Here is a 14012-nt window from a genome sequence, read left to right as displayed (position 1 = left end):
GCCCGGCCGGTGGAGGAATCCGCCGCCGAAGCGCTCCGGCACGGTGGGGCGGACTCCGCCGGACGGGGCTGCTCCGGCCTCGTGTCGTGAGAACCAGACGCCCACGGTTGAGCCGACCGGACCCGTATTCGGGGCCGGTGGGCCCCCGAGAACGGCCCACTCGGCCCCACAGCAGCGGCACGCCGTGCGTGGCAGTTTGAGTACAGCAACATAATGAGGAAACGGTGACGATCATGCGAGCTCACCTCGGCGATCATCTTGTTGTCGAAAGTCCGGCCACCGGCGCCAGCAGGCGCGACGGCGAGATCGTCGGACTCCACCATGAGGATGGGACCCCTCCCTACGATGTGCACTGGTCGGACACCGACCATGTGTCGCTCGTGTTCCCAGGGCCCGACGCCCATGTCCGTCACCTTGAGCACGGGGCTGGGAGAACCCACGAGTCATCCCGGCCGGGCACGAACGATCCTGGTACCGAGTCCGCGTAGTAGCCGGCCGGTCCAAGCGCGGCGGCAGCAGGCAGGCCGAGACCAGCAGCGACCGCCGGAGCCCACGTCTCGGGGCTGTCCGCAGTTTCCGCCCTGGCCTCGGCCAGCGACTCGATCAGCCGGGCACCCGGCCGCCCACGTCGGTCTGATCTGCGCAACGAAGCCCGTTCGGCGCTGACGCTTGACTTCGACCACGGTCTCCTCCGTAACGTCATCCCATGTCGGACGAGAAAGACTCGAGCGGGCCCGGAAAGCTGCCGCGCTCGCTGTACCAGCGCGAGCTGTACCGGCTCCAGACCGAGCTCGTGAAGCTCCAGGAGTGGGTTCGGGCCGAAGGCGCACGGCTCGTCGTGGTGTTCGAGGGGCGTGATGCGGCGGGCAAGGGCAGCACGATCAAGCGCGTCACCGAGCTCCTCAATCCCCGGGTAGCACGAATCGTCGCGCTGCCGCAGCCCACTGAGCGCGAGCGCAGCCAGTGGTATTTCCAGCGCTACGTCGAGCATCTTCCAGCCGCGGGGGAAGTGGTCCTGCTCGACCGGAGCTGGTACAATCGCGCGGGCGTCGAGCGCGTCATGGGTTTTTGCACCATGGAGGAACACCAGCGGTTCCTTCGCCAGTGCCCGATCTTCGAGCGGATGCTGGTGGAGGACGGCATCCTGTTGCGTAAGTACTGGTTCTCGGTGAGTGACGCGGTGCAGGAGCAGCGATTCCGGCGTCGGCTGGAAGATCCCACCCGCCGATGGAAGCTCTCGCCGCTGGACCTGGAATCGATCAGCCGCTGGGAGGCCTATTCGCGGGCGAAGGACGAGATGTTCGTCCATACGGACATCTCGGAAGCTCCCTGGTACGTGGTCGAGAGCGACAACAAGCGCCGGGCACGGCTGAACATGATCGCTCATCTGCTGTCGACCGTGCCGTACGAGGAGGTCACTTGGCCGGCGATCGAATTGCCTCGACGCCCGCCGGCCACCGGATACCAACGTCCGCCGAGGGACCTTCAGACGTACGTCCCCGATCATGCGTCAGAACTGTGCGAGTGAGGCGGGCAGGTCTCGTACGGTCAAGTCGCCGGAGGTATGACAGCCACTGGACAGTCAGCGTGGTGAAGCAGGGTGCGAGCGACCCGGCCGACGTGCTCATCGGCCGTGGCAGGAAGAGGCTCGGCGGTACTGGGTGGCCCGGCGTCCGGCTGGCCCGTGATGCGCGGGAGGTCGATAGTGGAGGAGCAGGGTGGTGCGGCGTGACCGCGCGGGGCCGGGAGGCAATGCCAGTAGGGGTGACGCGACGGAGAGAAAGGTGCCGTCGATGTCCAATGCCACGAGTACCGACCTCTACGAGGTCACGATGGCTCAGTCGTATCTGCGTGAGGGCATGACCGGTTCAGCCACATTCAGTCTGTTTGTACGCGATCTGCCGCCGGACCGGGGCTTTCTTGTCTGTGCCGGGCTGGAGCCAGTCCTCGACTTCCTCTCCACCTACCGCGTAGACGCAGATGACGTGGACGTCTTCGCCACTGTCATGGGACGACGGCCCGAGGATCTGGCCCCACTGCTCGGCCTGGACTTCAGGGGCGAGGTGCGGGCAATGCCCGAAGGACGCATCGCGCTGGCCGGAGAACCCCTGCTGGAAATCACCGCGCCTCTCCCGCAGGCCCAGCTCGTCGAAACCTACGTACTCAACCAGCTCAGCCACCAGACCGCCGTCGCCTCCAAATGTGCCCGCTGTGTACTGGCCGCCGACGGACACCCTGTCGTGGACTTCTCCCTGCGCCGCACTCACGGCATCGAAGCCGGACACCAGGCCGCCCGGCTGGGTGCCATGGTCGGCTTCGCCGGAACCAGCAATGTGAAGGCGGCTCACTCCGAAGGCCTGACCGCAGTCGGCACGATGGCCCACTCGTACATCGAGGCGTTCGGTGCCGAGGAGGACGCGTTCCGGGCCTTCGCCCGGTCCCATCCGGGCCCGGTGACGCTCCTCGTGGACACCTACGACACCGTGGCAGGCGTGGCTACGGCAGCGCGCGTGCTGCGTGATCTGGGGCTTGGCCCGGGGTGCGCAATCCGGCTGGACAGCGGTGACCTCGGAGCCCTGGCCGTGCAGGCGCGGACCATCCTCGATGCCGTCGGCCTCCAACGGACACAGATTGTGGCGAGCGGTGGTCTCGACGAGTTCGCAGTGGACGGTCTGGTCCGCTCCAAAGCGCCCATCGACACGTATGCGGTCGGCACCAGAATCGGCGTCTGTGCGGATGCTCCCTACCTGGATTCCGCGTACAAGCTGGTCGAGTACGACGGTCGGCCAGTGATGAAACTGTCATCGGCCAAGGTGACGGCGCCGGGACGAAAGCAGGTGTTCCGAAGGCCGGAACACGCGGATCTCATAGCTCTCATCGATGAGCCTCCACCCCCGGACGGGACCCCGCTGCTGGAGTCGGTCATGCGGGAAGGTCACCGTGTTTCGGAACGCGCGAAGCTGGACACGTCCCGGCAGCGGTTCTTCACCGACCTCGTGGCGCTACCGGCCGGGGCCCGCACCATACGAGCGCCCACCGCGCCAAGGGCGGAATCCTCGGAACGCCTCAACTCACTCACCGCCTCTGTCCGCCGACACATCGAGCAGAAGCTGCTGGGAGACACCCACGGAGCTCTCTGATCCGATCTTGCAATCGGGCGCAAGGAGTGACCTCGATTCGCGCGGTCGAAGGCGTCGTGGACGTGCGCATGGAGCTCGTCTGAAGAGGCCTCTCCAGGCACCGCATCCCGCGCAGCAGCCGGTCCGGCCTCACCGTGCGGGCAGTCCCAGCGGGGCCGTCAATGCAGGTGATGGGCCTGTTCGCCGACGAGAGTCTCGACATGCAGCGGGCTGTCCCGGCGGGCGGCCTCGGGCGCTGCCCACACGTCAGGGCCGCCCGGGGGCCCAATGGTCCCGGGCGAGAGAATCCTGCCGTGTCCGAGCATCGGATCCGGGTCCGACTGGCCCCGGCACAGGCCCATTCGGCCCTCTTCCTACCGGTGCGGCCCGGTGAATCGTGGTTTCTGAGCGATTCGCCCGCATTGCGTCCGTGCGGGTCTCCGTAAGAGAGCAGGAGGTGCCTCCATGAGGCACATCAGAGTGGGAGACCTGATGACCGACGAGGTCGTCTCGGTCGTCTCGGTCACCTCTTTCAAGGAGGTGGCGAAGCTGCTCGCGCAGCACGACATCAGCGGACTTCCCGTGCTCGACGACGAGGACCGGGTTGTCGGCGTCGTCTCCGAGAGCGACCTGCTGAGCCGACAGGCGACGGGACATCCGATGACGGGCGACGCTCCTGACGCCGCCACCAGGACCGTGGTCTCGTCCGGAGCCGAAATCACCGCTGCCGAAGTCATGTCGACGCCGGCCCTGACCGTCCACGCGGAGGAGACCGCACCGGACGCCGCCCGCCTGATGACCCGTCGTGGCGTGGAGAGGCTCCCGGTCGTGGACGACGAGAACCGGCTCGTCGGCATCGTCACGCGCCGGGATCTGCTGCGCCTCTTCCTGCGACCCGACGCGGAAATACGACGACGCCTCGTCGAGGACGTGCTCGAAGACACCATGGGGATCGGGCCCGCCGCAGTCACCATCCATGTGGTGGACGGCGTCGTCACCCTGAAAGGCCAACTGGCGAACCGGAGCCAGATCTCGATCCTGACACGCCTTGCCGAACAACTCGACGGGGTGGTCGCGGTCGTGAGCCATGTGACCTCACACGTGGATGGCCTCGTATCCGATTCCCCGCCGTGTGCCGCGCACGGACCGTCCGCAAAGCCCTGAGGCCGCATTACCGGCATCACGGAGATGGATTCGCTGGACTTCCTCAACTTCATCGAGGCGTTGAGCGGGCGCACGGGCCTTTCCCTTCCCGAGACGGACTATCCCTCGCTGAACACACTGAACGGCTTCGCGGACTACGTCGCCTCGCACCCGCCGACCGCTCAGGCGGGGCTGATCGGCCCCGCCAGGGGCCACATGGCCCCTCCTGCGCTCCTGCTCCGCAGGCCAGTCTGAGAACAGATTGCAGACGTGCAGCACACAGGAGGTTCCGCCATGCCGCGCCTCGTGACAGTCGGCGTCGACGGCTCCCCCGAGAGCCGTGCGGCCGCCGTGTGGGCCGCCCAGGAGGCATCCTTGCGGGAGGTGCCGCTGAGGCTCGTCCACGTCATCGACTGGCCCATCAGCCCAGCCGTCCCGCGACTGGCTCGCGGGACGGCCGACCGATGGGCCGATGAGGCACTCGCCGGCACATTGGTGGACGTACGCCGTCGGCACCCGCATCTGGAGATCACCACCCGGCGGCTCTCCGGCAGACCGGCCGGTGCCCTTGCCGTCGAAGCGGCCGATGCCGACCTGCTCGTCCTCGGTTCACGCGGCTTGGGCGGCTTGAAGGGATTCCTCGTCGGCGCGGTGGGCACAGCGACCCTCGTAGCCACCGAAACGCCCGTGGCCCTTGTACGGGCTGCGGATGAACCGGAGGGCACCGGGCCCGCCCGGTACGGCGAAATAGTCGTGGGTGTCGACATCCACGAAACTCCCGACAAGGTTCTCGCCTTCGCTTTCGAAGAGGCCGCCCGTCACGGTTGTGCCTTGCGGGCTGTCCACGGCTGGACACTTCCTTCCGCCTACAGGTTCTTGCCATTCCTCGACTCCGACGGCGAACGGGAAGCCGGCCGGGAGGCCGTGCAGATGCTCGCCGACCTGCTACTGCCCTGGCACCACAGATTCCCCACGGTGAGCGTCAGCCGGACGGCGTTCATGGGGCCCGCGAGCAGTCAACTCGTCCACGCGGCTGCGGGCGCGGACCTCCTCGTCATCGGCAGGCACCTGCGCCGCTCTCCCCTGGGCGCGCACCTCGGACCGGTGGCGCATGCCGTCCTGCATCACGCAGCCGCCCCCGTGGCCGTCATCGCCCACGACTGACGACCCCGCATGAAAGGTGAATCGAACCATGATGCACCGCACTGTGGCCGAAGTCATGACCCGGGACGTGGCCACCGCCAGCCCCGACGCGACGCTCAAGGCGGTCGCCTGGAGCCTCGCCCACAACGATGTCTCGGCCCTGCCCGTCGTGGATACGCACCGCCACCCCATCGGCATCGTCTCCGAAGCCGACCTGCTCCGCAGGCAAGCCGGTCTCCCGGACGCTGAAGGCCGTGATCAATTGCGCGGGACAGCGGCCGTGGTGGACCGCCACACCATGGACGCCCGCACCGCCGGGGATCTGATGTCCGCTCCCGTGCTGACAGCCCGGCCGGAGTGGGGCATCGTCGAGACAGCCCGCTTCCTGCACGAGCGGGGTGTAAAACGTCTTCCGGTGATCGATGACACCGGCACACTCGTGGGCATCGTCAGCCGCTCCGACCTGCTGCGCCCCATGCTCCGCCACGACGACGCCATACACAATGAAGTCGTCGACGAGGTACTGGGCCGCACTCTCCGCATGACGCCCGGGGGCGTGACAGTAACCGTCCAGGAAGGAGTCGTCACCCTGAGCGGCAGGGTGGAGGCGCGATCAACCATTCCAGTCATCGAACTTCTATGCCTCTCCGTAGACGGCGTCGTCAGCGTCGACCAGTCCCTCGAATACGCCGTGGACGATTTGACACCGAATCCCGGTCCAGCGCGTCACGTCGGCAACCACTGAGCGCTCACGCCATGGAAAGGCAGGAGCCGACCGTTTCTCGCGGTTCCCGATCGTGCGGTGCACGGCCGTCAGTCGCTTCTCCGCATCCTCGCAATGGCTCCTTCCGCCAATTTCTTGAGAGCACCGTTCGTGCCGGGACAACAGGGCCGAACAGCCCCCGCCGCACCCCAAGTGGGCCTACCGCCGACAGAGAGGGATGCCGACGCTCGGACATACGGGGCCTCTTCTTCTTGGAGGAACCATGAAGCATCTGCGTACCGTCGACGACGTGATGACGCACGCCGTCATCTCGGTCAACCGCGGAGCGCCGTTCAAGGACATAGTCGAGACCATGCGGCAATGGCGGATCAGCGCCCTGCCCGTCGTGTCGGACGAGGGACGGGTTGTCGGCGTGGGCTCCGAAGCCGACCTTCTGCTCAGGGCGCAAAGCGGGGATGAGTCCCGCGCCGTCACCGCCGGTCAGCTGATGACCGTACCCGCCGTGACAGTGACCCGGAATGCGGGCATCGCGGGTGCCGCTCGTCTGATGGCCCTCGGCCACCTCAAGCGGCTGCCGGTCGTTGACGACGACGCAAGCCTGGTGGGCATGGTCAGCCGGGGCGATCTGCTGAAAATCTATCTGCGCCCGGACGAGGACATCGCCCAGGAGCTGCGCGAGCTGATCATGACTCGGCTCATCCCTGCGGGCTCGGCAACCGTGTACGTCCACGTGTCCGACGGCATCGTCCAACTGAACGGCACGATCCCCGATCCGTCACTCAGTGACGTGCTGGTTCGGATCGCGCGCACGGTGCCGGGAGTCGTGGACGTGACGGCCCGGTTCGACGCCGAAGTTCCGGCGTGAAGGAGACGACGATGAGGCATCGCAGTGTCTCCGACCTCATGACGCCCACAGCTGTCAGCGTCCAGCGCGGCACGACGTTCAAGGAGATCGCCCGGCTCCTCGACGAGTTCGGTGTCACCGCCGTGCCTGTCGTGGACGAAAACGGATGCCTCGTGGGCGTCGTTTCCGAAGCGGACCTGCTCCGCAGGCGCGATTCCGGGAGCGGCGTGAACGCCGCAGTCGACCTCATGAGCCACCCTGCGATCACCGCGGCGCCCGAGTGGAGCGCCGTCCGCGCCGCACGTGTCATGGAGAAACACAAGGTCAAGAGGCTCCCCGTCGTCGACAGTGGAGGCCGGCTGATCGGGGTCCTGAGCCGCAGCGACCTCCTGCAACTCTTCCTGCGCAGGGATCACGCTATCGCGGAGGAGATCCTCGAAGACGTCCTGACCCACACGCTCCGGCTCAGTCCCTCGTCGCTGAACGTCGAGGTCGCCGACGGTCTCGTGACCCTCAGCGGCACCGTGAGCCGACACAGCCTCGTCCCCATTGTCCTGCGTCTGTGCCGGAGCGTCGATGGAGTCGTGGACGTGATCAATCGGCTCGGCTACGAGCAGGACGACCTGCCGGTCGATGAACGAACGGACACCCGGCGACAGAGGACGACCTGACGCATCGACACATACACGAGTTCATGGCCCGTGAGCTTCGTCGCCGTCCCGGGAACGTCACCTCCAGGCACTCGCAGGAGACGAATCCGCGGACCGCAAGCAGCGCCTGTCCGAAGGAAGGCCATCATGAGCCAACGCATTGCCGTCGGCCTCGACGGATCCGCAGAAAGCGTCGCGGCGGCCCATTGGGGTGCGCGGGAAGCGCTCCTTCGCGACGCGCCGCTGAACCTCGTTCATGCCGAAGAATGGTTTACGCCTCTGGCCACGCTCACCGGTCGTGTCCGCGACGCCACCCTCATCCCCGTCGCTGCCCGGCTCGCTCAGTCCGTGGAAGGCGTGGTCGGCGTGGAGTGCCGGCTCGAAGGAGTGGCATCCGACTGAGTCCGGGAACGGACCGCCCCCACCGAGGAGCCCATCCGGCCCCGTCGAGGGACGAACGGCCCATACGTACGGGCGACGGTCCGCTCCATGCTGAAGACATCGACCATTCCCGCCTCCCCGGGAGACCCGCGATGTCCAGCAAAACACTCGACGACACCACGTTGGCCGGCCTGGTCGCCGATGCCACCGCCGCCCCGTCCATGCACAACGCCCAGCCCTGGCAGTTCCGCTACGGACGTCGCAGCCACACCCTCACTCTCCTGGCGGACTTCGACCGTTCGATGCCGGAGGCCGACCCCTCGGCCCGAGCACTGCATGTGGGCTGCGGCGCGGCCCTGCTGAATCTGCGGGTGTCCGCCGCCCACCACGGCCTGGACGCGGTCACCGCACTGCTGCCCGACCCCTCGGCCTCGACCGTACTGGCCCACGTCCGGCTCGACGTCCGCCCCGACACCCCACGGAAGCCCGAGGACGAAGCCCTCGCCGCTCTCCACCCCGCGATACGGGAACGGCACACCAGCCGCTACCCGTTCGACGAACAGACGATCCCCGAGGACATCCGCGGGCGCCTCGCCGCCGCGGCCCGCATCGAGGGCGCGGACTTCGCGTTCCTGACCCCGACACATCTGGAGACCGTGCTCGAACTGATCCGGGACGCCGAGGGATACGACCGGCGCGATCCGGCACGCGAAGCCGAGCAACGGCACTGGATCCGGGACACGAAGACCGAGGTGCCCGTCGACGGAATCCCGGACTACGCCTTCGGCCCCCGCGACGCGTCCGAACGGGCGACCGTTCGCGATTTCGCGGGCACCGCCGTCTTCGCGGGCCGGGCCCGCGTCCTGTTCGAGAACCGGCCCCAGCTCGCTCTGCTGAGCACCCCGGGCGACAGCCCGAAGGACTGGCTGCGCGCCGGTCAGGCCCTGGAACGCGTCCTCCTCACCGCCACACTCCACACGGTGTCCACCTCGTTCGCCACCCAGCCCCTCGAATGGCCGGACCTGCGCTGGGTCCTGCGCGACCCGGTCTTCGGCACGGGGCACCCACAGATGATCATCCGTCTGGGATACGGACCCGCAGGGCCGCCCACGCCGCGCCGCCCCCTGGACCAGGTACTGACGATCGAACCGTAGAAGCGGTCGAAAACCATCAGGAACCCGAGCAGGAAAGGCGGTGGGAGCTATGCAGGTCCCCGAACACCAGATACTGATCGAGGCAGCCACCGGCGCAGAACTCCTGGTCGTCGGCGCACGCGGTGCCGGCGGACACCACGGGCTGCGCCTGGGTGCGGTGAACCACGCAGTTCTGCACTACGCGCCCTGTCCCGTGGCCGTGGTCCCGGACACCCGCTGAGCGCGATTCCGGTCCTCCGCGATACCGCTGCGCCAGCTCCTTGGCGGCCTCACTCCTCTGCCACGACGAACCCTGCCCGCAGTGCATCGCAAAGCGTGTGAGCACAAGCGCGTACCACCACCCTGCACACCCCGTACGGCTCGCGGCATGGGCTGAGCGGGGCATGAGACCGGGCCGGTCGGCCCAAGCGCCATGCATCCCCAACGGCACACGATGGAGTGGACGAAGTGCATGCGGAATATTGGCGGGCCTGTCGGCGGATCGGATCCCCCCGAAGGATGTGTGCAGCATGGTGCACGGAGAAGACCACTCATCGGACAGCAAGCCGGACAGAGCCCCGTCGGGAGACCTGGGCCGGCGGGTGACGATGCGCCGTGAGCAGCTCGGACTCAGCCGACAGGCAGTGGCCGAGCGGGCCGGTTCGGCACCCAGTTACCTCCAGTACGTCGAGGAGCGGCAGGCCACACCCGGCATAGGCTTTCTGCTGCGGCTCGCCCAAGCGCTGGAGACCACTGTGGACGAGCTGACCGGTGGCACGACGGAGCTGCCCCCGGGTATCGGCCGCGCCGGCTATCACACCGAGTTGCTCGAACTCGGCCCCCAGGAGTGCCGCCGGCTGCTGTCCACCCACGGCGTGGGCAGGATCGGTTTGACGACGGACGACGGGCCGGCCATCCTGCCGGTCAACTACGTCGTGGACGGTGACCGGGTCGCGTATCGCAGCGCCCACAACACGCTGCCCGCCACCGCCGCGGACCACCCGGTCGCCTTCGAAGTGGATCACATTGATGAAGCTCTGAGCCAAGGGTGGAGCGTCCTCCTCCTCGGTACGGCAGCAGCCGTCACCGATCCCGAAGCTGGGCGCAGGCTGGACGAACTCGCATACACCACGCCGTGGGCCGGCGGCCGGCGCAATGAGTGGCTGACCATCACCCCCACACGCATGACCGGGCGCCGCATTCACGTGCTCGAGAGCCACGCTCCTCGGACCGGTGATGGTCACCAGGGCAGTCACGGGGACGGCCCTCGGTGATCAGTCCGGCACCCACTGGTTGAGCTGCGGAGAGGTGTGCCCCGGTGCGGGCCGATCGGCCCAGTCCAGGGCGACAGCGGTACGGCAACCGTGGACGCGGGTCGAGAAGGACGGCTCCGCGCTGCTGCGCGGCTCGCGTCTGGACGGCTCCGCGCTGCTGCGCGGCTCGCGTCTGGACGCAGCCCCGCTCCTCGGTGCTGTCGCGTTGCTCTCCACGGACGCCTGGCGGGTACGGGCGGCGCTGGAGTCGGCCGCACGGGGCGGCGCGCTGGAGGCGTTCGATGCGCTGGGCTGAGGCCGTGACACCGGTCCGCATGCAACGGGTGGCGATCGTCGCGCCGCGCGAGGCACTCCCGACGACGCTGGTGCGGCTCGCGGACGCCGGGTGCGTCGAGATCGACCGGGCCGACGGCTTCGGGCCCTCGGTGCACGCCGAGGCCGCATACCGAAAGGTGGTCCGGGCGGCCGCAGAGCACGCCGTAGCCGCAGCCGCCGTCCGCATCATCGGCGCGGAGGTGCTGAGCACCCGCCAGCGGGTCCGCGCCCTGCAACGCCACTGGATCCCGAATTTGCGCGCGGGACTCGCGGACCGAGCTCGCCCTGGAAGAGCGCGAACACGAGGACGCTGTCCGACGCACGCTGGGCCTCCAGCGTGCGTCGGGAAGAAGGACCGCGCTCCCGATGAAACGCCGACCACCGCAGTCACGAAAGGCAGCGTGCGGCACCGGCCTCCGGACTCGCCCCCGCAGGGCGTACGGGCGGGACAGGCTGCAAGGCGTAGCGAGCGGACCCGGCCGGCATTTTCTGGGGTCCAGTAGGCCCAATCCGGGGACGACCCGCACGGCGCAGGCTGGAGTCCTGAGCAGGTCGAGGAGGCGGTTTGCCACTTCGCCTGCGAGGAGAACGACGTGCCGCCGCCGATCGACGGCGGCATGCCTCCCAGGCGACCTGGAGTACTCAGGGGAAGGAAGTACCTGGCCATGACCCGGCACACCAGCACCGAGAAGTCACGCACCAAACAGTGGAGCGTGCGTCTGGACCTCTTCGAGGAAGGTGACCTCACCAAGGTTCATGCCGTCCTCGACACCGGTGACGCCACCCTTCGGAGCCGCACCTCCGCCCAGCGCAATCCTCACGACGCACCCGTCCCTGAGATCGGCGACGAGTACGCTGCCGGCCGGGCCCTGATCGATCTCGGCAATCAGCTGCTCCGCGCCGGAAGTACGGACGCCGCGACGAACGACCTCGCCGCCCCTGGGGTGAACGGATGAACGGACTCGGGAACAGCCGCCCTGTGGGCGAGCCACAGGAGATCCGCCACAGCCGGTCCCTGCCCCGGAAAAGCACCCCTCGCCCGGCCGCCGCCGGAGGTGTCGCAACGCCGCTGCACACCAGCCGGCCATGGTGCTTCCGCCAGGCGTCCGAATCCTCACTGGGGGCGTCAGCAGCCGTTCCGGGTTCGCTCGACGGTGAGGTCGAGGAAGTGGGCCGAGCATGAGATGCACGGATCGTGATTGCGGATCGCCCGTTCGCACAGGGCGGTCAGCTCCGCATCGGTGGGGTCGCCGTCTGCCAAGCGTTCCTGCACGATGCGGCGGAGGTCCTCCTCGACCGCGCCGAGGTTCTGCGCGGTCGGCGGGACCAGGCCGGCGTCGGTGACGGTCCCTTCGGCGTCGAGGGTGTAACGGTGGTAGAGGAGACCGCGCGGCGCCTCAGTCGCCCCATGCCCGGTACCGGCTCGTGCCGGCACGTCGACGTAGGGGCGTGGTGGGGGTTCGTAGGCGCCGATGATGCGCAGTGCCTCGTCGACTGCGTAGAGCACCTCGACCGCTCGGACGATGATGCTGCGGAAGGGGTTTCGACAGACAGTGCCCTGCCGGGGATCGCCGAGTCCGGCGTCGTGGGCGGCCTGGAGGGCGATCGACGACAGCCAGCGGCCGTTGATGGCGTATCGGGCGAGTGAGCCGGTGAGATGGCGGCGGTCGTCCAGCAGGGAGTGGAGGGCCGTGGAGTGGAGCACCTGGCTCTCGACGACGTGGGCACCGAACTCACGGACCCCGAAGGTACGGAGGGGCAGCGCGCGGTCGGATCCGGGGGGAAGGCCGGCGGTGTGCGGCGCGGCCATAACGGTCGGGGTGCCGGACTCGATCGCGTAGGTGCCGGGCTCGGACAGGGCGAACAGGTCGTTGTCGCATCCGGCGTCGGGGAACTCGAAACCGGCCACCCAGCGTACGGTTTGGGCCGCGTCGTCGCGGGCCCGGCGCAACCGCTCGGCCAGTGGGCGCAGTTCGTTCGTGGTCGGGATGCGGTGGAAACCACCGAGTCGCACATTGACCGGGTGGATCGCCCGGCCGCCCAGCAGTTCGAGGATCGCGTTGCCGGCCTGCTTGAGCCGAAGGCCGCGTTCGACGTCAACACGTCGGGTGCGGGCCATGTCGATGACGCTGTCGCAGCCGAGGAAGTCGGGCGCGTGGAGGAGGTGGATGTGCAGCGTCTGGCTCTCGATCCACTCACCGCAGTAGAGCAGCCTCCGCAGCGCGGCCAACTGTCCTTCCACGACGACACCGCAGGCGTCCTCGACCGCGCGACAGGCGCTCAGCTGGTACGCCACCGGGCAGATCCCGCACACCCGGGAGGTGATGTCGGGCGGCTCGGTGTAGGAGCGTCCGCGCAGGAATGCCTCGAAGAAGCGCGGGGGCTCGTAGATCGCCAGTCGGGCCTCGGTGACCTCGGCGCCGTCCATGCGCAGGTACAGTGCGCCCTCGCCCTCGACGCGGGCGAGCGATCCGACTTTCAACACCCTTGAGCCGCGGTGGGTCACCCTTCCAGTTCCTTCCGGGAGGCCGCGTCGAACTCGGGAGCGGCGGTATTGAAGGTGCGCAGAACCCGCACCACGTCGAGGGTGTCCATGCCGTCGCGGCGCAGAAGGGGAATGAACGAGAGAAAGTTGGTCGAGTTCGACGGGCCGAAGCAGCCGTAACAGCCTCGTCCGTACGCGGGGCAGAGCGCCCCGCATCCGGCGTGGGTAACCGGACCCAGGCAGGGTGTGCCGTGGGCCACCGTCACGCAGACCGTGCCGCGTTGCTTGCACTCGAAGCAGACGCTGTGCGCGGGTACGTCCGGTTTACGGCCGGCCAGGTAGGCGGTGATGACCTCCACCAGTTGGCCGCGGTCGATGGGGCAGCCGCGCAGCTCGAAGTCCACCGGGACATGGGCGCTGATGGGTGTGGAGGTGGCGAGCGTCTCGATGTAGTCCGGTCTGGCGTAGACGGCGGCCTGGAAGTCGGCGACGTTCGCGTAGTTGCGCAGCGCCTGGACGCCGCCTGCGGTCGCGCACGCCCCGATGGTCACCAATCTCTTGGAGACGGCCCGGATCTGCTGGATCCGGTCGGCGTCCTGCCGGGTGGTGACCGACCCCTCGATCAGTGACAGATCGTACGGGCCCGGCGCGTCGGCACTGGAGGCCTCCAGGAAGTGGGAGATCTCCACCTGCTCGGCGATGCCGAGGAGTTCGTCCTCGCAGTCCAGCATGGTGAGCTGACATCCGTCACATGAGGCGAACTTCCAAACGGCGAGTCTGGGACGCTCACTCGCGGTCATT

General features: G+C 68.2%; 18 protein-coding genes. 16 read left to right on the top strand and 2 right to left on the bottom strand.

Annotated elements, in window-relative coordinates:
• Positions 1-233 precede the first annotated feature (233 nt).
• The 16 genes from OH809_RS40695 (at position 234) to OH809_RS40620 (ending at position 11682) form a co-directional block, all read left to right on the top strand.
• On the top strand, positions 234-488 hold the full coding sequence (locus OH809_RS40695; RefSeq protein WP_406424692.1) for a DUF1918 domain-containing protein: 255 nt from the start codon (positions 234-236) through the stop codon (positions 486-488).
• 218 nt (positions 489-706) lie between these two features.
• Positions 707-1528, top strand: a complete 822-nt coding sequence (ppk2, locus tag OH809_RS40690; RefSeq protein WP_406415977.1) for a polyphosphate kinase 2 — start codon at positions 707-709, stop codon at positions 1526-1528.
• Positions 1529-1793: 265 nt separating this feature from the next.
• The gene (locus OH809_RS40685; RefSeq protein ID WP_406415979.1) at positions 1794-3140 is read left to right on the top strand and encodes a nicotinate phosphoribosyltransferase; all 1347 of its coding nucleotides are present in this window, start codon (positions 1794-1796) and stop codon (positions 3138-3140) included.
• A 444-nt stretch (positions 3141-3584) separates the two neighbouring features.
• Complete coding sequence (locus tag OH809_RS40680; protein ID WP_406415981.1) at positions 3585-4283, top strand: CBS domain-containing protein; 699 nt, start codon at positions 3585-3587, stop codon at positions 4281-4283.
• A gap of 24 nt (positions 4284-4307) precedes the next feature.
• Positions 4308-4517, top strand: coding sequence for an acyl carrier protein (locus OH809_RS40675; protein ID WP_406415982.1), 210 nt, complete (start codon positions 4308-4310; stop codon positions 4515-4517).
• A gap of 39 nt (positions 4518-4556) precedes the next feature.
• Positions 4557-5426, top strand: coding sequence for a universal stress protein (locus OH809_RS40670; RefSeq protein ID WP_406415983.1), 870 nt, complete (start codon positions 4557-4559; stop codon positions 5424-5426).
• Positions 5427-5454: 28 nt separating this feature from the next.
• Positions 5455-6150 carry a CBS domain-containing protein gene (locus OH809_RS40665; protein WP_406415985.1) on the top strand — a complete coding sequence of 232 codons (696 nt, stop codon included), beginning with the start codon at positions 5455-5457 and terminating at the stop codon, positions 6148-6150.
• Positions 6151-6391: 241 nt separating this feature from the next.
• Positions 6392-6994 carry a CBS domain-containing protein gene (locus tag OH809_RS40660; protein WP_406415986.1) on the top strand — a complete coding sequence of 201 codons (603 nt, stop codon included), beginning with the start codon at positions 6392-6394 and terminating at the stop codon, positions 6992-6994.
• An 11-nt stretch (positions 6995-7005) separates the two neighbouring features.
• Positions 7006-7644, top strand: a complete 639-nt coding sequence (locus OH809_RS40655) for a CBS domain-containing protein (RefSeq protein WP_406415987.1) — start codon at positions 7006-7008, stop codon at positions 7642-7644.
• A gap of 126 nt (positions 7645-7770) precedes the next feature.
• Entirely contained in the window at positions 7771-8025 is a 255-nt protein-coding gene (locus OH809_RS40650) for a universal stress protein (RefSeq protein ID WP_406415989.1), read from the top strand.
• 131 nt (positions 8026-8156) lie between these two features.
• A complete protein-coding gene (locus OH809_RS40645; RefSeq protein ID WP_406415991.1) occupies positions 8157-9158 on the top strand; it encodes an Acg family FMN-binding oxidoreductase in 1002 nt (333 codons plus the stop codon).
• Between the two features lie 49 nt (positions 9159-9207).
• Positions 9208-9378 (top strand): universal stress protein, encoded by a 171-nt coding sequence (locus tag OH809_RS40640; protein ID WP_406424694.1) that lies wholly within the window; start codon positions 9208-9210, stop codon positions 9376-9378.
• A gap of 289 nt (positions 9379-9667) precedes the next feature.
• A complete protein-coding gene (locus OH809_RS40635) occupies positions 9668-10411 on the top strand; it encodes a helix-turn-helix domain-containing protein (protein ID WP_406415993.1) in 744 nt (247 codons plus the stop codon).
• Positions 10374-10706 (top strand): hypothetical protein, encoded by a 333-nt coding sequence (locus OH809_RS40630; RefSeq protein ID WP_406415994.1) that lies wholly within the window; start codon positions 10374-10376, stop codon positions 10704-10706. Before OH809_RS40635 ends, OH809_RS40630 begins: the two co-directional genes overlap by 38 nt.
• Complete coding sequence (locus OH809_RS40625; RefSeq protein ID WP_406516177.1) at positions 10693-11229, top strand: V-type ATP synthase subunit D; 537 nt, start codon at positions 10693-10695, stop codon at positions 11227-11229. Before OH809_RS40630 ends, OH809_RS40625 begins: the two co-directional genes overlap by 14 nt.
• A gap of 162 nt (positions 11230-11391) precedes the next feature.
• Positions 11392-11682, top strand: coding sequence for a dsRBD fold-containing protein (locus tag OH809_RS40620; RefSeq protein WP_406415995.1), 291 nt, complete (start codon positions 11392-11394; stop codon positions 11680-11682).
• 170 nt (positions 11683-11852) lie between these two features.
• Here the strand turns inward: OH809_RS40620 and OH809_RS40615 are convergent, their stop codons facing one another.
• Both OH809_RS40615 and OH809_RS40610 read right to left on the bottom strand, forming a co-directional pair.
• Positions 11853-13232, bottom strand: coding sequence for a Ni/Fe hydrogenase subunit alpha (locus tag OH809_RS40615; protein ID WP_406415997.1), 1380 nt, complete (start codon positions 13230-13232; stop codon positions 11853-11855).
• Positions 13229-14011: an oxidoreductase gene (locus tag OH809_RS40610; protein WP_406415998.1), complete on the bottom strand. Its 783-nt coding sequence runs from the start codon at positions 14009-14011 to the stop codon at positions 13229-13231. The genes OH809_RS40615 and OH809_RS40610 overlap by 4 nt, the downstream gene beginning before the upstream one ends.
• Position 14012: the final 1 nt, after the last annotated feature.

This window comes from Streptomyces sp. NBC_00873, from assembly GCF_045207415.1.
Lineage (GTDB): Bacteria > Actinomycetota > Actinomycetes > Streptomycetales > Streptomycetaceae > Streptomyces.
Note: the sequence above shows the minus strand (reverse complement) of the source record. Positions and strands in the feature narration are given on the sequence as shown.

Bases quoted from the DNA above. Each gene is read 5' to 3' on its own strand.
- OH809_RS40695 (WP_406424692.1), top strand. From the start codon at position 234: ATGCGAGCTCACCTCGGCGATCATCTTGTTGTCGAAAGTCCGGCCACC.
- ppk2 (WP_406415977.1), top strand. From the start codon at position 707: ATGTCGGACGAGAAAGACTCGAGCGGGCCCGGAAAGCTGCCGCGCTCG.
- OH809_RS40685 (WP_406415979.1), top strand. From the start codon at position 1,794: ATGTCCAATGCCACGAGTACCGACCTCTACGAGGTCACGATGGCTCAG.
- OH809_RS40680 (WP_406415981.1), top strand. From the start codon at position 3,585: ATGAGGCACATCAGAGTGGGAGACCTGATGACCGACGAGGTCGTCTCG.
- OH809_RS40675 (WP_406415982.1), top strand. From the start codon at position 4,308: ATGGATTCGCTGGACTTCCTCAACTTCATCGAGGCGTTGAGCGGGCGC.
- OH809_RS40670 (WP_406415983.1), top strand. From the start codon at position 4,557: ATGCCGCGCCTCGTGACAGTCGGCGTCGACGGCTCCCCCGAGAGCCGT.
- OH809_RS40665 (WP_406415985.1), top strand. From the start codon at position 5,455: ATGATGCACCGCACTGTGGCCGAAGTCATGACCCGGGACGTGGCCACC.
- OH809_RS40660 (WP_406415986.1), top strand. From the start codon at position 6,392: ATGAAGCATCTGCGTACCGTCGACGACGTGATGACGCACGCCGTCATC.
- OH809_RS40655 (WP_406415987.1), top strand. From the start codon at position 7,006: ATGAGGCATCGCAGTGTCTCCGACCTCATGACGCCCACAGCTGTCAGC.
- OH809_RS40650 (WP_406415989.1), top strand. From the start codon at position 7,771: ATGAGCCAACGCATTGCCGTCGGCCTCGACGGATCCGCAGAAAGCGTC.
- OH809_RS40645 (WP_406415991.1), top strand. From the start codon at position 8,157: ATGTCCAGCAAAACACTCGACGACACCACGTTGGCCGGCCTGGTCGCC.
- OH809_RS40640 (WP_406424694.1), top strand. From the start codon at position 9,208: ATGCAGGTCCCCGAACACCAGATACTGATCGAGGCAGCCACCGGCGCA.
- OH809_RS40635 (WP_406415993.1), top strand. From the start codon at position 9,668: ATGGTGCACGGAGAAGACCACTCATCGGACAGCAAGCCGGACAGAGCC.
- OH809_RS40630 (WP_406415994.1), top strand. From the start codon at position 10,374: ATGGTCACCAGGGCAGTCACGGGGACGGCCCTCGGTGATCAGTCCGGC.
- OH809_RS40625 (WP_406516177.1), top strand. From the start codon at position 10,693: ATGCGCTGGGCTGAGGCCGTGACACCGGTCCGCATGCAACGGGTGGCG.
- OH809_RS40620 (WP_406415995.1), top strand. From the start codon at position 11,392: ATGACCCGGCACACCAGCACCGAGAAGTCACGCACCAAACAGTGGAGC.
- OH809_RS40610 (WP_406415998.1), bottom strand. From the start codon at position 14,011: ATGACCGCGAGTGAGCGTCCCAGACTCGCCGTTTGGAAGTTCGCCTCA.